Genomic DNA, 24,154 nt, shown 5'->3' on the forward strand with positions numbered 1-24,154 from the left:
CACCTTTAGGAGAATTCGATGTTACCTCCCAATCAACCCGGTTAAATAGTATTTGGTAATTGCCAAATATTCACGGGTATATGATTTCAACAGTGACACTTTTGGTGTCTTTGCAGGCAATCCCTTCATGTCCAAGCCTTCTTTTTTTGCTATTTCGACTGCCCGGCAGATATGAAAGTCATTGCTAACGATCACCCCTGAGGCTGCTGTATCAGGAATGAGTTCTTTTGAGAAAACAATATTTTCGTGAGTTGTTGTAGATTTGTCTTCCATCACAATGCGTGCTTCTTCAATTCCTTGGGCGATTAGCCCCTGTTGCATTGCTTTTGCTTCCGATATATCTTCTCCCGGTCCTTTGCCGCCAGATACAATGACCACTGTATGTTTATTCGCCGATAAATATTCTGCAGCTTTATCAATCCGGTATTGTAAGGATAATCATGGAACCGAACCTTTGACCCTTGCTCCAAGAATCATGAGGTAATCGGCATTTTCCGGAATTTGCTGGTGAATGCTTTCCTGAATTTTCATGTACAAAAATCCAAACTACCCAAGTACCGCAATTACACTTATTACACAAAAAAGTTTCATCGTCCTTTTCAAAATTTTTCCCCGCTTCTATTCTTATCATATATAACTTTCATTTCCACTAACTCCTATATAACTAAGACCGAAGAGCGGGAAATCATGAAAGACTTCCCGCCCTTTTCAATCGGATAGTTTATTCTGCGACCATATCATCATATATCAATTTTCCAATTTTACTGATTATTTGACGGCTTTCTTCCTCTGATTTCATGTCTTCTGTAAGAACTGCAGCATAAACAGTTTGTGTTTCTGACCGAATGATTGCACAATCATGGGCAACTCCCCGAATTCCGCCCGTTTTGCTTGCGACCTTGACTCCTCTGCCCATCAGAGATGGAAGTTTATCCCTTAATTGTTGATTATCAAATACATGCAATATTTTTTCACGGCTTTCTTTCGTTAAAAAGTTGCCTGTATGTATGGCTTTTAAGCAGGTAATCGTATCTTCTGCCGAAATGGTATTGTCGCGCCCTTCTTTTAATGCCTTAAAATCCTGCATTTTCCGTTCAAGGACAGTATTTTTCAAACCAAGTTCCTTGATGCATTGATTGATTTCTTCAAAACCCAACAGGTTCATCATCATATTCGTGGATGTATTGTCGGAAACAGTTATCATCAATGTCAGTAAATCCTCTACGGTCAAAAATACCTTATTCGATAAGACATGCAGGACCCCAGATCCCCCAGTCACTTCACTAGGCGGGATGGTCACTGGTTGGTTCAAATAGATTTTCTTTTGTTCACTTTGACGATAACCTTCGATGATCATTGGTATTTTGATCAAACTCGCTGATTGAAAGGATTCATTCTCGTGATATCCAATCGTGTCCCCAAGACCATTTTCAATTTTATATGCGATTCTCCCATTAAATGTTTCAACTAATGCCAAGATATCATGTTCTATAGTTTGTAAGGTCATCTATTCCCTGTTCCTCCCTTAGATTTCATTTAAACCCCTATAAAAAACTCCCTTATACCCTAACTTATTCTACCATGTTAAAAGCAGTACAATCTTATTAGAAATTCCAAATTGAATAAATTTTTGTATAAAAAAATAGCCTTCATATTTGAAGTCTACAGTTTTTTTGCTTGTACAAATTTGGACGTTGATTGAGACGTAGGGCACTCGCTTTCCGCGGGCGGTCCGCCCTCGGCGCACTTGCGCCTGTGGGGTCTCCCTTGGACTCGCTATTCCACAGGAGTCTCAAACACCCGCTCCAGTCAACTATGTTTAAAAATTTAGATAGAACTCCTTTTGCCTACAATCTTTTTTGTTTTAAAATAAATTTATTAAAACTTGAGGTGATGAGGATGCTTTCGAAACATCATTCTATTCAACGAGATCAACTTGAATTGATTACTTTAGATCAACTGGTGCCGGCGAACCATTTGGTTCATAAAATGGAGGCTTTCATTGACTTCACTTTCATTTATGATTTGGTGAAAGATATGTATTCAGAGGTAGGACGCCCAAGTATTGATCCAGTTATTTTAGTTAAACTGATTCCGAACCCCATAAGTCTACAAACTGGAGCCTTCATATTGAAGGCTCCCTTAATACCTGTCATTCATCTAGCTTTAACGGCACGGCCCTTCACTAAAGGGAATCGTTTCTTCTCGGTGGTATCCACTTGTGTGATTTCACCATCATGTACGGTAATTAAAACCGATCCATATTGCAGATCTTCCAAGCTTGAAATGATATGCCTGATTTTCAATTCTTCTTTCTTTTCCATAATATCTCCCCTTCACTACTGGTAATAAAGCTCGTTTTCACCTAATGTAAAAAAGGTTCGCACGACAAACACATGTGCGCTTCCCACTTTCAATGTTTTCTTGGGAACTTGGTTTACCTATCATATCCTCATCACTTAACTTTCCGTATAAGAATAACCAGTTAATAGGAACTCCATATTCCCTCCCTTCCCTATAAAAGATAAAAGGCACCCGCCATCTAACAGATTAGATGTAAGGGTGCCTTTAGTTGACTAATCGGCAATATTCGGGAATGGCAAATGTTATAGAAAAATACGATTTAATGTGATAAACCACATTATTCTTACCAACTAACTTGGTATTTACTACTATAATCCAATTTTATCCTTTTGTCAATCCTGTGTTTAAATTTTCTGATTAGTCCGCCTTTTACATTTTACTTATTTACCACTTTACCAAACTAAACTATTTGAGATATACTATTTTAGTATAAGTTGTCGGTATAAACACACACTTTGTATATAAGAAAGGTTCGATATAAATGGTAAATAAAAAATGGGGTTTATTGATTTTGACCACTTTCGTAATTGGAAATATGGTCGGCGGCGGAATTTTCATGCTCCCTGCTCAATTAGCACAGGTATCCAGTCCGTTAGGGTCCACATTGGCATGGATCGTTACTGGACTAGGAGTTTTTCTAATAGCTTTGGTGTTTGGTAACCTGGCAGTACGGAAACCTGATTTGAAGGCTGGACCTCAAAGTTATGCTCAGTCATTATTTAAATCTCCTGTTAAAGGAAGGGTTTCAGGGTATAGCATGGCTTGGGGGTATTGGGCTGCGAATTGGGCTGCGACAGCTTCTGTCATCATTTCATTTGCTGGTTACCTTTCAACGTTTTTCCCTGTGATGCATAGTCCAAAAGTGATTTATACAGCGGGTTCGTTTCAACTTGAACTAGGTAAAGCATTAACGTTTGCGGTATGTTCCGTTGCCCTTTGGGGGATTCAGGCAATCTTGGTAAGAAGTTTTAACAGTGCCGGGAAAATGAATCTTTTTGCTACAGTTACCAAAGTGCTTGGATTCTTATTTTTCATCATTATCACGATATTCATCTTCGATACTTCCAATCTAGGAAACGGAGCTGAATTTTATGATAAGGCGGGAACTGCAATCTCCCTAGGTGATCAAGTGAACGCTGCTGCCATTTCAACATTATGGGCCTTCATCGGTATCGAAGCTGCCGTCATGCTTTCAAACCGTGCCAAGTCACAAAATGATGTAAAGAAAGCGACGATTCTTGGTTTACTTATCGCTGTTGCCATTTATATCGGCATTACTTTATTGACGATGGGTGCCATATCACAAGACGAGTTGAAAATATCACAAAAACCGCTTGTTGACGCACTACAAGAAGTAGTTGGTTCAAGCGGCACGTATATAATGGCTGCTCTTGCCGTCATTTCCTTATTGGGATCGACGATCGGATGGATTGTCGTTGCCTCGGAAGTTCCTTACCAGGCAGCGAAATCGGATTTGTTTCCGGCCTATTTTGCAAAAGCAAACAAAAATGGCACACCTGTCCGTTCTATGACAATAACAAATATCATGACACAGATATTCTTATTCTCCACTATTTCAGGTACGATTTTGGAGGCTTATAAATTTTCGATGATCGTCGCTACACTTGCTTACTTGATTCCGTACCTTGCATCCGTTCTGTATCAATTGAAACTTGTGATGACCGGGGAAACCTATGACATCATGAAAGGCTCAAGGGTACGTGATGGCATTATTACAATCTTGGCGTTAATCTACTCGATCTGGGTCATCAAGACAGGTACAGCCGATATGAATACATTCATACTAGGCATTGCCTTATATGTATTAGGAATCATCCTATACCCACTCTGGATGAGAAAAAAAGCATAACCTTAAACACCTAGGCATTTTTAAATGCCTAGGTGTTTTTTATATATCTTTCACAATCAATCTGGTTTTCAGCTGTACCGTTTCCCCTGAGCATAACTCCCTCAATCCAGTCAATTTTGCAGGCAAATCCAAATTAGGAGCATTCGTTACCCAAGTGTATGGTTCGGGACAGACGAACCCTTCCTGATTGAACAATACCCAAAACTTAAAATGTTGATCGCCTTGATAGATGACTTGTATGCCAGCCTCTTGATCAGTGAGAATGCACTCGTTTTCCGGATTTCTTTCCTTATCATAGCCAAATAAGTCATCAAATTGCCGGCCGTCCAAGCTAATGCCGTTTTGGATTTTCAATGTATTGGCCGTTTCATGAATTGCACCTGTGGGCAATGATCTTTCATTCAACTCCCAATGTTTATTGACGGGAAGAGATATTCTGCAATCCTCCCATTTACTCACTGGTCCAAATGGAAAATTGAATACAGTATGATAACCTGCTCCCCACGGAAAAGGTTCAATGCCCTTGTTGGTGATTTCCAATTGTATTTCCAATGTTTCAGCCCTTAATGATAAAGACATATTCACAGTATAATCTTGTGGAAAGCTACCTTTTAGATCAAAATCACTGCTTGAGAATTCAGTATTAATCACGATTTCTTTTCCGTTTACTTCCTTTTTGCGGACTTGCCACGGCATGTCATGCAAAAAACCATGAATATGATTGGATTTTTCCATTTCATTGATTGGAAACTTATACGTAGTCCCCTTATATGTAAATTGACCATCTTCAATTCGATTAGGAGGAAACAGGATTGGCATTCCGTATAAAATGGAAGCTTTTTTATACTCCTCCACACTATCCGGAGTTCGCAGCAACTCAATATCCTTATGCTTGTATTTCAATGAAAGCAGATTGCTTCCTAAAGATGGTACAAGTATCGCTTCCACTTTTTCATTGCCGAACTTTATGGCCTTTTCATTAAAAAAAGTGATATCTTCTATATACCCTTTCACTTTTTCTCCTCCTTTGACTTGAACATATATCCATCCTACTTCCACGGACCATTTATTGCAACAAATGGAAAATATATTTCGTCCTTACTCTTTCTAAGTTTGAAATAGTATGTGTAATCGAGGGTTTTGCTTCATTTACTTTGCTATTTTTCTATTTTCTTTTTTTTCCTTTTCCTTCTCCCGGACGACTTGTAACTTTTTAAATAAAAAAAGATGCCGTTACGGCATCCTTTTTTACTTATCTATTACTTTCACTTACCAAAGCCACTATACCTTCATCATCATCCAAAACAAGTTCAATACCTGAGTATGGATCTTTATTCATATATTCATCCAGCCATAAACGAAGCGCTTCTATCAAGTTGATGGTGATTAACACTTGTTTCCGGCCATCGACAAACGCTTCCGCCGAAAAGCCATAATCATCATCATACATTAACTCCACTTCCACCTCATTAGGTTGTACCTGCTTTTTACGGGCAATGTAAACACAAACCGCATTGATGATATCTTGTTCGGAAATCTTTAGCCTCTCCATGGGTTTGGATCTTCTTTCTTCTTCTTATCTTTGAAATATGTGAATATTTTACGGATTACAACGATTAATACTACAACCGCCATCACGTTGATTAATAGACCAAGTATAGAACCCAGCATTCCCATATTGGCAAATAGGCTACCAAAAAGTAAACCTGCCAATCCTCCTAGCATAAGTCCTTTCATTAAGCCGCCTTTTGCGAATGTGTTTCCACTCTTGGCTTTATTGGCAGTAGTGGCATCGGATTTCTTCGTTTCTTTATTTTGGAAATTCGAATTATTATTGTTATTGTTGTTGTTAAAGCTTCTTTTTCCGGACTTGTAACCCCTTGCATCGACTGACTCCGTATGATCCTGGAATACATAAGTGCCGACTGGCGAGAATGCTAGTGTAATTGTAAGTAATGCAGCCATAAATTTTTTCATCATGTTTTTTTGCCTCCGTTTAATAGTATGGAATGTTGTTTCATTATATCTTTTCCCAGATTAATTGAAAGTCCACATCACCTATCCTTGTTTTATCTTATAGTATTTACGTTGAAATTCAAAATAAGTTTCATTTTTTTTCGATTTTTTTCAAAAAAATAAGCAGGGGCATTTTCTCCCCTGCTTATTTTTGAACTATTAGTTTACACGAACGACACGGCCGTTGTATACATCTGCCCAATATCCACTTTCCATATTGGCAATTGCAACACCTGTTGAACTTTGGGAACCGATAAATTTGCCGCCGCCGACATAAATACCGACATGCCCATCAGTTTTATAGGTATTGAAGAACACTAAATCTCCAGGTTGTTTTTGACTATCAGATACTTGACGTCCTGCATTTTTCAATGCATCCGTACTCGGTGTAAGGTTCACACCAGCTTGTTTATAAGCCCATGCAACGAACGCTGAACAATCGAAAAGACCGTTAGCGATATCGGATGCCGTTCTTCCGCCTCCAAATTTATATGTGGAGTTACCGATATATTTATAACCTGCTGTAATCGCAGAGCCTGTATTTGCACTGCTTGGCTTACTAGATGTTTCGGTTTTACTTGCTGCAGGTTTAGCAGCAGAACTGTTTTTAGATGAATTTGAAGATGATTCAGCTTTAGAAGAACTTTTTGCCGAAGCCTCTCCTTTAGAAGAACTTGATGATTCTTCACTAGACGAACTTGATGATCCTTCGTTAGAAGAACTTGATGAACCTTCACTGGTAGCATTTGAAGAATTCACTTCTTCAGCAGCACGGTCAAGATCTGCTTTTTCCGATGCTTTACGTTCTTCCTCTTTTTTGATATTTTCACGAATGGAAGCTATTTGTGCTTCTAGACCAGCATCTTTATTCTCTAAAGATTGTTTAAGCGCTTCTGTTTCCGATTCTTTCTTTTCGATCTTAGCCTTCATGTTGACAGTTTCAGCTTTTTGATCTTCAATTTGCGATTGCATGCCTTTAAGCTCTACTTCCATATCCTTAAGGCTTTGCAATTTCTTCTCAACGGTCGCTTGTTTTTTCTCTAAGTCAGCTTTATCCGCTTCCTGCTCGCTAAGAATCTGTTGGTCAGCTTCCACGATAGTGGCTACCGCCCCAACACGATTAACGAATTCACCAAAGCTTTTAGAGCCTAAAACAACTTCCAGGTACTCAACGTCCCCGCCGCTCTCTTGGAAAGAAAGTGCGCGCTCTTTCAAGACTTCCTCGCGTTTTGCGATTCTTTCTTCCAACGCTTTAATTTCTTTCTTTAAAGATTCTATGTCTTTTTCGGTGTCTTTAATTTCTTGTTTAGTATCTTTGATTTTTTGGTCATTTTCTTTCATTGCCGATTCGATCTGGGCAATTTGGGCATTCATTTTCGATTGTTCTTTTTTCAATTGCTGAATAACTTGTTCTGCCTCTGAAATATCTGATTGTATTCCAGTACGTTGCGATTGAATATCCGTGATAGATTCAGCTTTTACAGACGGTATGGCAAAAGCGCTTCCTAATCCAAGCATAATTGTCGTGTTCAATACGATAAGTTTTTTCTTCAAACTCATTTCCCCTGCTTTCCTCCCCTTGCATTTCCATCGACCCACTTCTTTTTCTCTATGAAAAATGATTAGTCAAAATAATTTGCTGGGAACTCTTCTCTATTTTTTTTACTCTTTATGTAATCTTCTAAGGTTGAGATAATATTAAATACATTTGTTAAACTCTACTATGTTTTCATCTAAGTCGTAGTATATCATCAGATTTTGTCAAATACGTAATAACAATATTACAATTATATTTCAATTTTAACATTAAACATAAAGATTCGACTTTTTCACGTGATAAAACATCCAATATCTTACATAACCACCTTCACATTTTGATGCAAGACTTTCTATCTAGTGTTTAGCACCAAGGGACCATGGACTATTGGCAGGCAAAAACGCACCACCTGTGAATGCACGGTAGCCCTTTTGGAACAGGTTTCAGCTCATTTACCAATCATGGAGGAAGGTTTACTGACAGTCTATTAAAAAAAACCGCTTTCAGCGGTTTTTTCGTCAAGATTCGACCCACTCTTAAATTCCAGCCATAAAGTCGACAAAAACTTTCAATTCTTTCGGTCGGACGAATACCCTTTCCCCTTTGCTTATTTCCAGATTCAAATATTGTTCCTTCGTCAGCTCGATTTCCAGCGGCTCGTTTGTATCCTGACGAATGACTTCTATCCGGACGATGGGGCCAATTGTATGGATGTGGTCAACTATGGATGCGATCGAATCCTTTTCCGCTGGTTCTCTTTCTATGATAAAGTTATGGGCCCTTACATAACCAGTGCCCGCTCCATCTTCACTGCCCGGGGCATTCATTTCTACATTGCCAGTAACCAATTTCCCTTTATGCACGTTGCCCTTGAATAGATTGACACTGCCTAGAAAATCATAAACAAAGGGATTTTCAGGGTGATCATATACTTCTTCCGGGGTTCCAATCTGTTCAATTTTCCCTTCATTCATGATTACGACCCGATCAGCAACATCCATCGCCTCTTCTTGATCATGAGTCACGAACACACTTGTAACATTGAATTCATCATGAAGTCTTCTTAGCCAACGACGAAGTTCTTTGCGCACCTTGGCATCCAATGCCCCGAATGGTTCATCAAGCAAGAGGACATTCGGTTCAACGGCAAGTGCCCTTGCCAATGCGACACGCTGGCGCTGGCCGCCTGATAATTGCGATGGATAACGATCTTTATATCCTTCCAGCTTGACGAGTTGAAGCAATTCGGTAACCTTTTGTTCGATAACTTCTTTACTGGGCCTTGTTTTTCTTGGGCGAACCTTTAATCCATAGGCGATATTATCAAAAATCGTCATATTACGAAAAAGGGCATAATGCTGAAAGACGAAACCCACATTTCGATCTTTTACATGCTTATGCGTGTAATTCTCTTCATTAAAAAGGATTTTTCCGTTCTCAGCCTGCTCAAGGCCTGCGATGATACGCAGTAATGACGTTTTTCCCGATCCGGAAGGGCCAAGCAGGGCTACTAGTTCACCGCTCTTTATTTCCAGATCGATGTTCCGGAGTGCTTGATAGGACCCGTAATATTTTGTTACATTTTCTATGATGATACTCATTTCTTTCCTCCTATCTCGCTTTGGTTGATTTAAAGTCCGTTTTCCACTCTATGAAGCTTTTAATGATCAACGTTATAATTGCAAAGATGGACATCAGGGATGCAACCGCAAAAGCGGCCGAAAATTGATATTCATTGTATAAGATTTCAATATGAAGCGGCATCGTATTGGTCATGCCCCGTATATGTCCCGATACGACCGATACAGCTCCGAACTCCCCAATTATTCTGGCATTGCAAAGGATGATTCCATATAGAAGTCCCCATTTTATATTGGGAAGCGTCACATACCAAAATGTCTTGAACCCTCCCGCACCCAGCGTGAGTGAGGCCTCTTCTTCAGACGTCCCCTGACTTTGCATGAGCGGGATCAATTCGCGTGCAATGAATGGGAAGGTAATGAAAATGGAGGCGATGACAATCCCTGGTATTGAAAAGATCACTTTAATGTCGAGTGATTGCAGCAGTGGACCAAGTGTTCCATGTAAGCCGAACAGAAGGACAAAAATCAACCCGGCAATGACCGGTGATACGGAAAAAGGCAAATCTATCAATGTAATTAAGAAGTTTTTTCCCTTGAAATCATATTTTGTTATGGTCCAAGCGGCAACCACTCCAAATATGGCATTGAGCGGCAAGGTGATGAGGACAACGATCAATGTTAACTTAATCGCAGCCACGGCATCAGGATGGGCGATGGCCGCAAAATACGCTTCGGCACCTTTTTCAAAGGCTTTTACAAAGATTGCGATTAATGGGACTACTAAAAACAAAGTGAGAAATAGCAATACAATGGAAATGAGGATCCACTGTATGGATTTAGGCTCTTTAGTTGCGTTTCTCGTAATAATGACTTGGTGATTCGCTTTTGCAACCACTGAATTATCATGTTCCATCATATCCCCCCTACTTCCCTGAATATCTTTTGCCGGTCCACCATTGTAAGATATTGATGGTGAACAAAATTATAAATGTAATAATGAGCATGACGGCTGCAACAGCAGTTGCACCTTCATAATCATACTGTTCAAGTTTTGTCATGATGATCAGCGGGGAAATTTCCGTTTTAAATGGCATATTTCCGGCAATGAAGACTACGGATCCATATTCTCCAAGTGCCCTCGCAAAAGAAAGGGCAAAACCCGTCAATATCGCTGGGATCAATTCCGGGAAGATGATTTTAATGAATGTCTGCATTCGATTCGCCCCTAAAGAGGCAGACGCTTCTTCCATCCCTTTTTCGATATTTTCAAGCACCGGTTGCACCATCCGCACCACGAATGGCAGACCGATAAATATAAGGGCGATGATGATCCCTGCGGGAGTGAAAGCGACTTTAAAGCTGAAAAATTGCCCGATCCATCCGTTAGGTGAATACAAGGTGGTCAACGTGATTCCTGCAACGGCAGTCGGGAGGGCAAAAGGCAAATCAACCAATCCATCGATGATCCTTTTGCCGGGAAACTCATAACGAGTAAGCACCCAGGCAATCAATACACCAAAAACTGCGTTAACAAAGGCCGCAGTTAACGCTGTCAAGAAACTCAATTTATAAGAAGCGAGAACCCTCGGTTCAGTTATGGTCGCCCAAAAATCCTGGAACCCCATTGAAAATGTGTTTAGAAAAACCATTGATAACGGGATCAAAACGATGATGGTGAGATACAGCAGCGTAAAACCCATCGTCAATCCAAAACCGGGTATGGTCCTCTTTTTCGTCTGTTTACCTTCAGTCACTATATTCATCGCTTCGCCCCAACCCTTTATCTGATTTATGAAGGAGAAGATGTTAAAGCCACACCTTCTCCTTCATGCTTATTGCTGTTGGTAAATCTCGTCAAATGTGCCACCATCATTAAAATGTGTTTCCTGGGCACTTTTCCAACCGCCAAATGTATCATCAACAGTCACCATATCGATATTGGCAAATTGGTCTCCATATTCAGCGAGGACCTTCTCATCCCTTGGACGATAGAAGTTTTTCGCGGCAATTTCCTGACCGGCATCCGTATACAGATATTTCAGGTAGGCTTCGGCCACTTCCTTTGTTCCTTTTTTCTCGACCACTTCATCGATAACAGCTACCGGTGGCTCTGCTAATATACTGATTGAAGGGTTGACGATTTCATATTTGTCATCACCGAATTCTTCCAGTGTTAAATAGGCTTCATTCTCCCAAGCGATCAGTACGTCACCGATTCCCCTTTCCACAAAAGTGGTCGTTGCACCGCGGGCCCCTGAATCCAGGACTTCAACATTCTGATAAAGTTTTTTCATGAAATCCTTCACTTTTGTTTCGTCATTATCGAAATTTTTCTCCGCATAAGCCCAGGCAGCCAGGTAATTCCACCTTGCCCCTCCGCTTGTCTTTGGGTTTGGCGTAATGACGGATACATCCTTTTTAGTCAGATCATCCCAATCTTTAATGCCTTTAGGGTTATCCTTTTTCACCAAAAACACAATCGTTGATGTATATGGTGTCGAGTTCTCCGGTAAACGTTTTTGCCAATCCTTCGCTAATAGGTTACTAGCTTCATAAATGGCATCAATATCATAAGCCAATGCCAATGTAACGACATCCGCCTCCAATCCGTCAATGACAGCCCTGCCCTGTTTACCAGATCCGCCATGTGATTGTTGTATCGTTACATCCTGACCTGATTCTTGTTTCCAGTGCTTCACGAACGCTTCATTGAATTCCTGGTACAATTCCCTTGTCGGATCATATGACACATTCAAAAGTTCTACTGACTTCGATGTTCCGTCCCCTTTCGTTTTTTCCGAGCTGCATCCAGCAAGTACACCGAAGGCTAAAATCAAACTTGCCAATAACATCAACTTTTTCATGAGCTTCCCCCTTTTTTTAAAGCAAAAAAGGCATTCTATTTCCCTTCAATTATTTTTCGGGAGATAGTATGCCTTCAGTTCTCTGATCAGCAATTATTTTGATTTTGTATATCCTTACCATAAAACAAAGTTCACCAAGTTGTCAACTTGGTATTACATGTCCCTTTAATTAAATTCATTCACATTTGCAGGTTGAAAAATTCCCTAAACAAAAAGGGCTCATCCACCAGGGAGATCGAGCCCTTTTTAATACCTTGCCAACAATTATGAATTTGATGATTTTTGATAAAGCTTATTTTCCAAGATATACTGATAACACTGATCGGGCAGTAAATATCGTGGTTCCCCGCCCATTGCAAATTCATCCCTTATATATGTAGAACTGATTTCCATGGAAAGGCCTTTATCAATAAGGTGAAATGTATTGCCATCATCATAATTCCTTAGCAATGGACTTTTGGATATGATTTTCAGCATATCGATTCCATCCCGAGCCATGACAATGAATTTATGATTGGCAATCAATTTTTCCCTGAATTTCCATCGTAAGTGTACCGGCAGCTCCTGATTATCAATATCTTCAAGTAAATCTGCACCCATTATGAAGTAAACTTCGTCTTTTGGAAATCGAGATTTAAAATATTCCATCGTATACCAAGTATATTGTTTACTTGTTCCGGCACGTTCATTAATTTCATAATCACTGACTTCGAATATCGGGTTGCCCCCTATTGCCAGCTTGAGCATTTGCCAACGGTGTTCATTGCTTGTTTTCATCTGTTTATCGATACGGCCATTTGCGCAAGGTAAAAAAATCACCTTGTCCAGCTTAGCACGATGCGCAATGGTGGATGCTGTCCATAAATGCACATTCGTGACCGGATCGAAGGAGGATCCGTAAATCCCAATTTTACCCATCATCTTATCCCCCTCATCAGCCTTTCTTCTTCACCACGGCCCTGACCGGGCTCCCGTCCCCTGCTTCCAATGCCAGCGGCAATGCAGCCAAATCGTACAGCCCAGGCTCCAGTCCATCAAGGACCAGCCCTTCGAGTATATGAATTCCACAGCCTGACAGTTTATTGTGGGCAGGTAATTCTTTGCTGTCGAGACAGTCGACGAAGGTAAATCAAGCCCAAGGAGCCTAACCCCTTTATTTGCAAGGAAGGGAACTAAATCTGGATCAACCGGTGGAATCCATTCCGGAAAACGGCTAAGGTCCTTCCATTGACCTGTTGCCACCAACAACCGCCGGACCCCTGTCAATTCGATGCCTTCAAAAGCTTTAATGCCAATGCTTTCAGCTGCATCCACCTTTACTACGGTAGCAGTGCCAATATATAAATCAAGATCGAGTTCGATAATTTTTTTCCATTCTCATCAAAATGAGAGGGAGCATCAATATGAGTTCCTAAATGTGTACTCATCCGGATTTCCCCTATATTGACGGAAGACCCTTCAGCCATTGATGAATTCAGCCGATATGAATATTGCGTATCTCCTGGCCAATATGGCGTATTTTCATTGAGGCGCTGAGAAATATCTAACCATTGATTCATATGTTCACCCCTCCTTACAGTTTGGTCCTTAATGTCCATAGCTCAGGAAAAAATGGCTGTTCGACCACTTTCTTCAGATAACTTACACCGGACGATCCGCCAGTTCCCTTTTTATTGCCGATGATACGTTCTACGGTGCTCATATGATTGAATCTCCAGAATTGTTGTTGACTTCCAATATCAACGAGTTTTTCGGCCAGCTCATACAAATCCCAGTAGTTATGAACATCACGGTAGACGGTCAGCCACGCGCTTTCAACACTTGCATTTTCCTGATAAATGACAGACCAATCCCTGTTCAATACCGATTGATCAATGGGAAGTCCCCTTGCAGCCAAAGCCCCTATAGCCGCATCATAAATACTAGGTTTATTCAAGGCTGCCATCATCGACTCATAAAGCTCGGGCTGATGACGGAAAACGGCCAATATTTTCGAATTCTTTTGACCCATCGCAAATTCTATCAACCTGTTCTGAAATGATTGAAACCCTGAAGAGTTTCCTAGTTTCTCCCGGAATTCCATATAATCGGATGGCGTCAATGTCGAAAGCACATTCCAGGATTGAACAAGTTGCTGTTGGATTCTGGCCACTCTGGATAGCATCTTAAAGGAAGGCTCCAAATGTCCTGCCACAATATGATCAGTTGCTGCAGTCAATTCATGGAGGATCAATTTCATCCATAATTCACTTGTTTGGTGAATGATGATGAACAGCATTTCATCGTGATGGCCGGAAAGCCGATGCTGACTTGATAATATTTGATTTAAATGCAGGTAGTCCCCATAGGACATATCTTTTTCAAAATCAGTTACCATACTTTCTTCCAAACGATGTTCATCCCTTGGACCCTTATCCATACCATCCCTCTTTCCCTTTACTTTCTTTTGAATTTCGACATCAATAAATAAACGATGCAAAGAAAGATCAGCCATGGAACCCCGAACTGGAGCACGATTTTAAATGGGCCAGTGAACCAGGTGGATACCGTCAAAGCAAACAAAAGAAATGCACCCAGAATCGTTAGATATGGAAATCCATACATTTTAACCGGTAATTTGCGGCCCCCTGATTTCTCCCACCTCTTCCTGAAATATAAATGGGAAATGAACACCATGAACCAGGTTAGAATGGCTCCGAACATCGATATCCCCATCATGAATGCATATGAAGTATCCGGAAGCAGGACTTTTACTCCTGCAGCAAGAAATATTCCTAAAGTGGATATGAGAAGGGCCCTTAGCGGGACACCTTTCCTGCTCACTTTTTGAAATAGGGCTGGAGCCTGATGTTGCTCGGATAATGAAAATATCATTCTGGTGGAGGCATATAATTGACTATTCATTGCAGATAAAGCAGCGGTTAAAATAATGAAATTCATTATCCCAGATGCCCCGGGAACATTCAGGATTTCCATTACCTTGACAAATGGGCTCTTATCAATACCGGCAGCTTGCCAGGGAACAATCATTAACATGATCCCGATAGTCAGTACATAAAAAGTGGCAAGCCTGAAGACAGTTGCCTTCAAAGCTTTAGGTACGGCTATATCCGGATCCTTTGCTTCCCCCGCCGTCACCGCAATCAGCTCAGTTCCTAAAAAGCTGAAGAGCGAAATGAATATAGCGACCCAAAGCCCCCAAAATCCGAAAGGCATAAAACCTCCATCACTGGCATAGTTCTCTACACCGATCCCGCTTGAAGGCTCGGCCCCAATCACCACATAGGCCCCCAGTAGAATGAATATGACAATGGCGCTTATCTTGATCATTGAAAATACATACTCAAAATTGCCGAATGTATTGACACTCGTCGCATTTACATAGATTAGCAGTGCAGCAAAAAGGACAATCCAAATGCTCCCAGGCACAGCCGGAAACCAATATTTCATATAAACAGCGATGGCACTCACTTCGACACCAATGGCAAGAACATTCGCTATCCAATAGGAATACCTCACAACAAAACCCGCAAATGGACTTATATATTTTTCCGCAATGGTTCCAAAGGATCCCGATGTTGGATGGGCTACAGTCATTTCCGCCAAACATCCCATCAGCAGAAGGACAATGAATGCACCTATTGCATAGCTGATAAGTACACTTGGACCAGCCGTTGAAATCGCAAGGCCGCTGCCCAAAAATAACCCGGTGCCAATTGCACACCCCATGGCTATCATAGTGATTTGATTCGATGATAATTCACGTTGAAGCTTATTTTTCTCCATATGTTGCTCCCATTCTAGGCAATGATTCCCCTTTTATTTTCATAGTTTTCATATAATCTGCCGTCCGTGACCTTCTTTAGTACCTGTACAGTTTCGTAGACTTCCTGAAAAGAGGTATAAAGAGCGACAATTCGGTTCACGATACTCGGGATTGATGGCCTCTTGTTTCAATGCTTTACATATTCTCGCAGCTTCTGGATGTTCAAGGATGATATGACCGCCCCTTTTGATTCATGCCTTGATCTCCCAATTCCAAATCCATATCCAGTTAATTCCGATGTATTAAATCCATAAGATATTGAGTCAGCCTCAAGGATTTCTTCCGAACTTGTTCTAACCCCGCTTCCGCAAACATTTCAAGCGAGCCTAAAAGGGGAGCCATGCTTAATAAATGGGGAGTTCCAATTTGAAAGGCACCTGCCGAATTGGCCTGGGTAAAGGTATGTTCCATAGCGAACTGCTTATCTTTCCGCGAGCCAAACCATCCAGTCAACCCAGGCTTCCTTGCGAAATGCTTCCGATTCACATATAACCCCACTACACATCCTGGTCCGCCTCAAATGCTTATGCGGGATGGCACCCACAGAATGACAGGCATCGAATCCTATCATGATTCCACGCGCATGCGCTTCCTTCGTTAACCTTTCCATATCAAGGATCCGACCGCTTCGATATAAAACCGTCGGAAGTACAATCAACGCTATTTCCCCGTTCATCTTGGCTTTTCACCTGAACCAAGTGTGCCGAAGGGTCAAGCCCATGTAATCGTAGCTGGCTTTGAAGTGCATAGATATCACTTGGAAAGGTTAGTTCATCCGCCAAAATCTTATTCCTTCCAGCTCTCGGTTTTAAAAAAAGTGGCTGCAAGCTGTTGCAGATTAGCCGTAGTCGACCCTCCCATTATCACTTCATCCTCTAAAGCTCCTACCAGCGGGGCACTCAATTCACCCAATCTCTCAGAAAAGTAAAACCAAGGCTCGGCACCCTCCGTCCAGCCATCGATCCCATACTTTTTCCAATCTTACAATTACTTCATTAAACTTTTCTAAGCCCGCTTCGATAAAAGTCCCAATGAGTTGCCATCCATATAAATCATCCCGGGGTTTAAATAGAACTCCTCTCTGTAAGAAACTAATGGGCCTTCCTGATCCATCGTTTTCGCATACTCTTTCGTTGACATGAAATTATGATATCCATGTTCTCCCCGCTTCCTTCCAATCCACTTTTTTTTACTTGTAAATCCCTACCCCTTCCCATGCCAACCTTATCATTCCGTCAGGATCTTTTTCAATATAATCCTTTTTATCAAAAATCATTGTGTAGTGGTTGGTTTCATCATATTTCGGCCAAATTTCACCTTCCGGGGGGTTGGGGTTTCCATATTTCGCAAAGTTGACCCAATGGCCCTGCATTCTATGGGAAACCTTTAGGGCAGCTGACCTTGAACCATATGAAACAATCCGTTTCCCGAATGCCGAATCGAAAGTCTGGAAAGCAAAAGGGATTTCCATACCATGCGTCGCCCCTAATTTACTTATGCGCACGGCCGCCGTTTTATAATCAAAACGATACATCCATGTTTTTTCAAAGCGGCTGTATGCCTCCGCATACCAAACCGAGGGAATATGGAAAGTCGCGTCACGGCCAATGCCTAGTACAGCTTCCTTTTCTGGATAGTTTGTATAAGCGTTCGTAATTCGCTCTTTCGCCTTCGGATCAGTATTTTCGAACATTTTATGAATCATCGCCGTATTAGTTGGGATTAGCGGGGGGGCCATCTGATCGAATAATGTCGCTTCGTCCCTATTTGTTCCTATAAGCAAGGGTATTCCCCCTGCTCTTCCGGATCGAATCGAATCTAGTGGATAATCGGGCAGGAAGTCACCATCTACGACTGGTCCAAATGCTAGGGAGCCCGGCATTTCCTGTGAATTTTCCTGTAAAAGTTGGTGGGAGGCAGCGACAATCTCTTGAACCGGAAGGGTTTTTAACCGGTGGATTTCACCATTTCCAATGCCCAATATCTCAAGGAACCTTTCACTCAATTGGCGCGCAAATCCTTTTCCGTAAACAGATGTCGGAGCAGGACTTTCTGCAATGGCCTGCTTAAAAAGACCCCTTGCTGAAGGTACAGTAAGTAAAGTCGTCACCGCATTACCACCAGCTGATTCACCAAATATCGTAACATTATCAGGGTCGCCGCCAAAAGCTTCTATATTTTCTTTAACCCATTTCAAAGAAGCAACTTGGTCACGTAAACCTAAATTGTTTTCAAATATTTCCCCTTCACCTGCCAACTCGGTAAAATCCAGATATCCCAGTGCCCCCAGCCTATAGTTGATACTTACCACGACTACATCTCCATTTTTAGAAAGTAAGTGTCCATTGTACATATCAAGGGATCCAGCTCCCGTTATATATGCTCCCCCAGGAATCCATACCATGACCGGGCGTTTTTTATCATCAGCTCTAGGCGACCAAATATTCAGGAACAAGCAATCCTCATCCATTTTTTCATTTGTGCTCATCCCTGTTCTTACCGCACGATCCATCGGCTGCGGGGGAACGGGACCAAAATCCACTGCATCCATGACACCGCTCCAATTATCAACTGGCTCCGGAGAACGGAAACGCAGTCCATCAATCGGCGCTTTCGCATACCTGACTCCACGCCAAACGTATATATCGTTTTCCATAGTACCTTGAAGATGTCCTTTTACCGTCGTAACTATTGATCCAATCATTCCCACTCACCTCTTCATATAGTAGTAGATATGTAAGTTCTTCTTTTTCCATTCCCTTATATCCTTCATCTTTATCGAAAAAAGATCTATATTGTCAGTTCAGCCAAAATAAAGGAATACCATCGTATATAAAGCTCCGGTTATCCTGAGGAGTTTGAATTGTTATTTTAAATAATGGTTTTCAAATACCCCGTTCAACAAAAAAAGACCCAATCAGGTCTTTTTTTGTTGAACTCGGCAAAAATCTTAGGCAAGCATGGCAAGGATACTCAATAAAGAGCTGCCCCGAACGGAAAGCTGCTGTGCAGCATATGTTAATTGCTGTTCATCGAGCTGTTCCAATAAAGGCTTTAATTCCAGCAATTCATTCTCCAGTCCTCTAAGGTCTGTAGATAGCTTGTCCACCATCAAGAGCACCTGCTCAGAATCAACAGTGGTTTCAGACAATACTTGTAACCGTTCCTTGATTTCGGTCAAAGGCATATTCTGTTCTTTATACCGATTAATCATTTGAAGACGATTTAAAGCATCTTCTGTGTAATACCGATATCTTGACCCCGTTTTTTCATAGTTCAGCATTCCTAATTGTGTGTAATAGTCAATGGTTCTTCTCGAAACATTCGCAAGTTCAGCAAGCTGGCCAATCCGATATACATTCACCCAGATAGTCACCTTCTTTAAAAAATCTACTGTTAACGATACTATAACATATCTATCCGAAAAGGTGACTTCAAGATGAAACTATTAGACTACTTTATCCGAATTGCCCTTCAGCTGCTTCTTGGCAAAATACAGGGCATCTTCCTTCGATTTAAAAAAGTGCTGTTTTTCTATTTTATGATACAACCCAGTGCTGAGTAACAATTCCTTTGGTTGCTGCTGAATTCCGGAAATGATCAATTTCCCCTTATATTTTCCGATGCGATTAACGATCGCCAATAGTGCTGCCTCTGCTGAAGTGTCCATATATGTTACCCGGCGCATGCTTAATACCAACACTTTCGTCTTATTATCCAAGTTCTCCAATATCGATGACTCCAGGACGTCTATCGAACCAAAGAAAAGAGGTCCTTCCAAGTTATACACATTGATCTTTGAATCCGAATTATCAATTGGAACAATCTCGTTAATCTCATGACTTCTTTCCCTAACCTTTAACGTGTGGCTCATTTTTGCAATGAAGGTGATGAATGCAATCAATAAGCCGATTCCCACTCCCATGATTAAATCAGTGAAGACAGTGATGAGGAAGGTGACTAGCAAAACCGCAGAATCCGCCGTCTTCGTTTTCAATACATGAGCGAATTCCTTTCTTTCACTCATATTCCAGGCAACAAACATCAATATGGGTGCCATGCTAGCCAAAGGTATATGCGCTGCAAATGGGGAAAGCACCAGCAAAACCAGTAAAACGACAATTCCGTGAATGACTCCGGACATCGGGGAGGCTGCCCCGCTTTTTATATTGGTAGCGGTCCTGGCGATTGCTCCTGTTGCAGGTATCCCGCCAAAGAATGGCGTCGCGATGTTCGCGATTCCTTGCCCAACCAACTCTTTGTTACTATCATGCTTGGTCCCCCCCATGTTATCCGCCACGGTAGCGGATAACAATGACTCGACACCGCCTAACAAGGCAATTGTAAAAGCAACGGGAAGGAGTGTGATAATGACTTCCACTGAAAGCTCCGGCACTTGGAATTCCGGAAAACCTTTCGGAATCGCTCCATAAGTAGAACCAATCGTTGCCACCTTATCGGGAAATAAAAAGTAAGCTGCAATTGTTGATATCAGCAGACCCAGAAGCGGTCCTGGCACTCGTGGCACAAACCTAGGTGCCAGCAGTATGACGACAAAGCATATGATCGCAACGATCACACTGTATAGATTGATCGTGTCTGCTTTAATCACCAGCTCCTTCATGTTATCCATGAACGCTTCATGTTTTTCCACTTTCATACCAAAGAAGTTGGCAATTTGCCCTGAAAAGATTATTATCGCAATTCCTGTTGTAAATCCAATGATGACAGGACGGGGAATGAACTTCATCAAATTGCCTAACTTAAGCAGACCCATCAGAACTAACATTATCCCCGCTAAAAACCCGGCAATAAGCAGGCTTTCATATCCATATTGCATAACGATTCCAAATAATAAAGGAACGAACGCGCCGGTCGGCCCGCCAATTTGATATTTGGAGCCACCCAAAATCGATATGAGGATTCCTGCGATGATGGTCGTATATAACCCATATATCGGTTCGACGCCTGAAGCAATTGCAAAAGCCAGCCCTAAAGGAATGGCTACAACCCCTACGACCAACCCTGCCGTCACGTCTTTTTGAAAACCCTTCATGTTATATCCTTGAAATCTAGAATCTTTTATCATCTTTTTCAAACTCACATCCTTAGTCGTTTTTTAAGATTGGAATCTAGCAACATCATGAAAATGACATTCTTTCATTTTAGAGGGAGTTACTTGTTTGAAATTAGTCTAATTATTGTAGGCATTTTTCAACGGGACAAACCAAGCGGGGGACTTTTCAAAACTAAGAAATAATCGTCATATATAATCTCCTTTTGTAAGGTTATTTGACATGGACTCGACCACGCTTCAACATTATACAGTAAAACGTAAAACTGTACATTGTTAGAAACGTTAACATTTGTTTACAATCTTTTGAATATTTTTACATCATTATTACAATCCGGGACCATTTTTCCAGTCTAGTTAATTTGAAACCGGAGAATCAGACTACGAATCAGGAGGTTTGAACTTTGGTCTAATTCCCCATACCGGAAAAAACTTGATCAGTGTGAACAATGGAAAAAGCATGTTTTGAGAAAGATTGCTCAAAACATGCTCTGCCCTAATATACACTTTCAGTTTACAGCTCTTCTCCTCTCGTCTCGATAATATGCTTATACCAATGAAACGACAGCTTCTTTTTCCGTTTTAACTGATCATGATGATCCACATAAATAAATCCGTATTGCTTCTTATACCCGTTTAACCAACTTAAAAGGTCAATGACAGACCATGCGTAATACCCTTTTAAATGGATGCCTTCTTTGATTGCACGTTTAATCACTTTTAAGTGTTCCTCAATATACTTAATGCGCGGAACATCCACTACTTCACCATCGATAATCGGATCCTCATCACCAAGTCCGTTTTCTGTAACATACATTTTAATATCACCGTAACGTTCTTTTAACATATGCAAGCCGTCTAAAAACCCTTGAGGTGAGATTTCCCAGCCCCATTTTGTATAGGTTTTATCTTCCATTTTCACGGTCCGATAAAAGCCATCAAAAGACGGGTTCCCTGGAGCCAGAGTAGATGTTTCTCTTGAGTGCTCCATGTTTGAAACGGCTTCCAGGTTTTTTTCCACCCGAATGGGCTGGTAATAATTGAGTCCAATAAAATCATTTTTCTCCGCATTTCTTTTTAGCGTATCCAGTTCTTCTTCTGTCCAACTTGGTGTCCAGCCTCTCTCCTTTAATTGCTCAACTACATAAGCTGGATATTCACCTTTTAAAATTGGATCATAATACCAAAAGGTTTCATATTCATTGGCATGCCGAGCAGCTAATACATTCTCATGTTTGTCATCAATACTATAAGCTGGCAGGAATACATGGGTAATCCCAATTTCACCGTAATGATTCAGTGCCTTGTATACCTCTACCGCTTTGGCATGTGCATAAAAAACATAATGTGTCGCTTGAAAGTATTTATTTTCATCGTTTTGGATTCCAGGCGGGTGCGCTCCTTTTAAATACCCTAAACCGCAAAACATAACCGTTTCATTAAACGTGATCCAATGTTTGACTCGGTCGCCGAATGCGCGAAAACAAATCTCCGCATACTTGACGAATGCTTCAGCTGTTCGCTTATTCGTCCATCCCCCATCTTGTTCAAGCGTCAAAGGCAAATCCCAATGATACAGCGTAACAAATGGGACAATCCCATATTTTAAGCATTCATTAATCACATTATTATAAAATTCCAAGCCTTTATCATTGACTTCCCCATCACCTGTTGGCAAAATACGGGCCCATGAAATGGAGAAGCGATATGATTCAAGTCCCATCTCTGCCATTAATTTAATATCTTCTTTGTAACGATGATAATGATCTATCGCTACATCCCCATTTGTACCTTCAAAAGTTTTCCCCGGAATCTTTGAAAAAACATCCCAATTCGTCATACCTTTACCATCTTCATCCCATGCTCCTTCTATTTGAAAAGAAGCAGAAGCTGCTCCGAATAAAAAATCGTGTGGAAATTTCATTAAAAACCCTCCCTTTTCATACCTGCTTATTAAATTGATAATAATATATTTTATTCATTGGTACAAATATCAGTGTGATTATATGGCTTTAATTCATATTTGACTGCATGAACTTTAAGCATAAAAGATAGTATTTACTATGAAGGAATGAATAAATCAAGATAAAATAAAAGACGTTAATTCTGCAGAATCAATCTTCCTTTTTTAGTAAGAGATGAATGATATACATCTAGTTGTTAGTTTCATATGAACATATGAAAACCCGTCCACCTTAAGGGGACGGGTTCATATCTTTCAAGATGTCGGCAATTGCCGGGAGGATGTGCAGGTAAGTCATTTCTGAAATAAAACACTCAATGAAGTACGGCACCAATGTATTACCATCCACTTAAAAGGTATCTTGGAGAACTATCTTACTCTCCATGGCATATATTCAGACTTTATCATTTCCCATTGAAGTTCGTTCGTTGCATGTACCTGATAATCGGCTTTAAAAAGAGTCTTTCCCACACCTACAGCGAACATCCCGCTTGCCTTGATGGAGTCAATCCCTGCAGAAGCATCCTCAATTCCGATTGATCGTTTGGGATTCGCATCGAGTTGTTTACATGCCGTCAAGAAAATTTCTGGATCAGGCTTCGATTTTTTCACTTTTGCAGCATCTACAACGTAATCAAAAGTTTCCTCTAACTGGAGTGCCTTTAATACGGTGCTTGCATTTCTGGAAACAGAAGCAAGACCAATGGAAATTCCTTCGAATTTAATATGGGTAATCAGCTCCAAAATCCCTGGCAGTATATCTTGAGGCGTCAATTCATTCAGAAACTTACAGTAGTGAAGGTTCTTTTTTTCAGCCATTGTTTCTTTTTGGCTTAAAGTAAAGTCATTTTGCTGATTCCCTTCTTGTAAAATCAACTCAAGGGAATCCATGCGACTTACCCCTTTTAGCCTCTCGTTAAAGACCTCGTCAATGGCAATACCCAGTTCACGAGCCAGTTCTCGCCAAGCAAGGAAATGATAATGCGCAGAATCAGTTATGACTCCATCAAGGTCAAATACCACTGCATCAATAAATCTTTCTTCCATTATAATCGAC

22 protein-coding genes and 2 pseudogenes are annotated in these 24,154 nt (G+C 41.0%); 2 read left to right on the plus strand and 22 right to left on the minus strand.

What is annotated here, in order from left to right:
- Positions 1 to 21: 21 nt before the first annotated feature.
- Together ACFX4H_RS08530 and ACFX4H_RS08535 are read right to left on the minus strand one after the other, a co-directional pair.
- Positions 22 to 420 (minus strand): YdcF family protein, encoded by a 399-nt coding sequence (locus ACFX4H_RS08530; RefSeq protein WP_376708043.1) that lies wholly within the window; start codon positions 418 to 420, stop codon positions 22 to 24.
- 301 nt (positions 421 to 721) lie between these two features.
- On the minus strand, positions 722 to 1,507 hold the full coding sequence (locus ACFX4H_RS08535; protein ID WP_249597072.1) for a serine hydrolase: 786 nt from the start codon (positions 1,505 to 1,507) through the stop codon (positions 722 to 724).
- A 392-nt stretch (positions 1,508 to 1,899) separates the two neighbouring features.
- Between ACFX4H_RS08535 and ACFX4H_RS08540 the strand changes: the two are divergent.
- Positions 1,900 to 2,094, plus strand: a pseudogene (locus tag ACFX4H_RS08540) (transposase); the annotation flags it as partial.
- A gap of 62 nt (positions 2,095 to 2,156) precedes the next feature.
- On the opposite strand, the gene ACFX4H_RS08545 reads toward ACFX4H_RS08540, so the two are convergent.
- Entirely contained in the window at positions 2,157 to 2,324 is a 168-nt protein-coding gene (locus ACFX4H_RS08545; protein WP_065311211.1) for a YezD family protein, read from the minus strand.
- Between the two features lie 521 nt (positions 2,325 to 2,845).
- On the opposite strand from ACFX4H_RS08545, the gene ACFX4H_RS08550 reads away from it, so the two are divergent.
- Positions 2,846 to 4,234 (plus strand): amino acid permease, encoded by a 1,389-nt coding sequence (locus tag ACFX4H_RS08550; protein ID WP_377434915.1) that lies wholly within the window; start codon positions 2,846 to 2,848, stop codon positions 4,232 to 4,234.
- 39 nt (positions 4,235 to 4,273) lie between these two features.
- Here ACFX4H_RS08550 and ACFX4H_RS08555 read toward each other — a convergent pair whose 3' ends face one another.
- The 19 genes and pseudogenes from ACFX4H_RS08555 to pgmB all read right to left on the minus strand — a co-directional run bounded on the left by ACFX4H_RS08555 (position 4,274) and on the right by pgmB (position 24,144).
- A complete protein-coding gene (locus ACFX4H_RS08555) occupies positions 4,274 to 5,248 on the minus strand; it encodes an aldose 1-epimerase (protein ID WP_377434917.1) in 975 nt (324 codons plus the stop codon).
- A 238-nt stretch (positions 5,249 to 5,486) separates the two neighbouring features.
- Positions 5,487 to 5,786: a YxcD family protein gene (locus ACFX4H_RS08560; protein ID WP_034314323.1), complete on the minus strand. Its 300-nt coding sequence runs from the start codon at positions 5,784 to 5,786 to the stop codon at positions 5,487 to 5,489.
- Positions 5,774 to 6,211, minus strand: coding sequence for a hypothetical protein (locus ACFX4H_RS08565; protein WP_063592629.1), 438 nt, complete (start codon positions 6,209 to 6,211; stop codon positions 5,774 to 5,776). Before ACFX4H_RS08565 ends, ACFX4H_RS08560 begins: the two co-directional genes overlap by 13 nt.
- 198 nt (positions 6,212 to 6,409) lie before the next feature.
- The gene (locus ACFX4H_RS08570; protein WP_377434919.1) at positions 6,410 to 7,810 is read right to left on the minus strand and encodes a C40 family peptidase; all 1,401 of its coding nucleotides are present in this window, start codon (positions 7,808 to 7,810) and stop codon (positions 6,410 to 6,412) included.
- 513 nt (positions 7,811 to 8,323) lie between these two features.
- On the minus strand, positions 8,324 to 9,388 hold the full coding sequence (locus tag ACFX4H_RS08575) for a sulfate/molybdate ABC transporter ATP-binding protein (RefSeq protein ID WP_249597069.1): 1,065 nt from the start codon (positions 9,386 to 9,388) through the stop codon (positions 8,324 to 8,326).
- Positions 9,389 to 9,398: 10 nt separating this feature from the next.
- Positions 9,399 to 10,283 carry a sulfate ABC transporter permease subunit CysW gene (cysW, locus tag ACFX4H_RS08580; protein WP_283867894.1) on the minus strand — a complete coding sequence of 295 codons (885 nt, stop codon included), beginning with the start codon at positions 10,281 to 10,283 and terminating at the stop codon, positions 9,399 to 9,401.
- A 10-nt stretch (positions 10,284 to 10,293) separates the two neighbouring features.
- Positions 10,294 to 11,133 (minus strand): sulfate ABC transporter permease subunit CysT, encoded by an 840-nt coding sequence (gene cysT / locus ACFX4H_RS08585; RefSeq protein WP_095390067.1) that lies wholly within the window; start codon positions 11,131 to 11,133, stop codon positions 10,294 to 10,296.
- A 69-nt stretch (positions 11,134 to 11,202) separates the two neighbouring features.
- Positions 11,203 to 12,234 carry a sulfate ABC transporter substrate-binding protein gene (locus ACFX4H_RS08590; RefSeq protein ID WP_377434921.1) on the minus strand — a complete coding sequence of 344 codons (1,032 nt, stop codon included), beginning with the start codon at positions 12,232 to 12,234 and terminating at the stop codon, positions 11,203 to 11,205.
- Between the two features lie 264 nt (positions 12,235 to 12,498).
- Complete coding sequence (gene nadD, locus ACFX4H_RS08595) at positions 12,499 to 13,152, minus strand: nicotinate (nicotinamide) nucleotide adenylyltransferase (RefSeq protein ID WP_063591782.1); 654 nt, start codon at positions 13,150 to 13,152, stop codon at positions 12,499 to 12,501.
- A gap of 30 nt (positions 13,153 to 13,182) precedes the next feature.
- Entirely contained in the window at positions 13,183 to 13,548 is a 366-nt protein-coding gene (locus ACFX4H_RS08600; protein ID WP_377434923.1) for a hypothetical protein, read from the minus strand.
- A gap of 5 nt (positions 13,549 to 13,553) precedes the next feature.
- Positions 13,554 to 13,793: a cyclase family protein gene (locus ACFX4H_RS08605; RefSeq protein ID WP_377434924.1), complete on the minus strand. Its 240-nt coding sequence runs from the start codon at positions 13,791 to 13,793 to the stop codon at positions 13,554 to 13,556.
- Between the two features lie 14 nt (positions 13,794 to 13,807).
- Entirely contained in the window at positions 13,808 to 14,653 is an 846-nt protein-coding gene (kynA, locus tag ACFX4H_RS08610) for a tryptophan 2,3-dioxygenase (RefSeq protein WP_377434926.1), read from the minus strand.
- Positions 14,654 to 14,670: 17 nt separating this feature from the next.
- Positions 14,671 to 16,020, minus strand: coding sequence for an amino acid permease (locus ACFX4H_RS08615; protein ID WP_034314336.1), 1,350 nt, complete (start codon positions 16,018 to 16,020; stop codon positions 14,671 to 14,673).
- A gap of 14 nt (positions 16,021 to 16,034) precedes the next feature.
- Positions 16,035 to 17,200 (minus strand): annotated as a pseudogene (gene kynU / locus ACFX4H_RS08620) (kynureninase).
- A gap of 49 nt (positions 17,201 to 17,249) precedes the next feature.
- A complete protein-coding gene (locus tag ACFX4H_RS08625; protein WP_377434927.1) occupies positions 17,250 to 18,764 on the minus strand; it encodes a carboxylesterase/lipase family protein in 1,515 nt (504 codons plus the stop codon).
- A 246-nt stretch (positions 18,765 to 19,010) separates the two neighbouring features.
- Entirely contained in the window at positions 19,011 to 19,424 is a 414-nt protein-coding gene (locus ACFX4H_RS08630) for a MerR family transcriptional regulator (protein ID WP_052137486.1), read from the minus strand.
- 84 nt (positions 19,425 to 19,508) lie between these two features.
- The gene (locus ACFX4H_RS08635) at positions 19,509 to 21,149 is read right to left on the minus strand and encodes a SulP family inorganic anion transporter (protein ID WP_249597124.1); all 1,641 of its coding nucleotides are present in this window, start codon (positions 21,147 to 21,149) and stop codon (positions 19,509 to 19,511) included.
- A 499-nt stretch (positions 21,150 to 21,648) separates the two neighbouring features.
- Positions 21,649 to 23,058, minus strand: coding sequence for a GH1 family beta-glucosidase (locus tag ACFX4H_RS08640; protein ID WP_377434929.1), 1,410 nt, complete (start codon positions 23,056 to 23,058; stop codon positions 21,649 to 21,651).
- 408 nt (positions 23,059 to 23,466) lie between these two features.
- Positions 23,467 to 24,144: a beta-phosphoglucomutase gene (gene pgmB, locus ACFX4H_RS08645; protein ID WP_377434930.1), complete on the minus strand. Its 678-nt coding sequence runs from the start codon at positions 24,142 to 24,144 to the stop codon at positions 23,467 to 23,469.
- Positions 24,145 to 24,154 lie beyond the last annotated feature (10 nt).

Source organism: Peribacillus sp. YIM B13477 (genome assembly GCF_042787955.1).
In the GTDB taxonomy this organism is placed as follows: Bacteria; Bacillota; Bacilli; order Bacillales; family DSM-1321; genus Peribacillus; species Peribacillus frigoritolerans.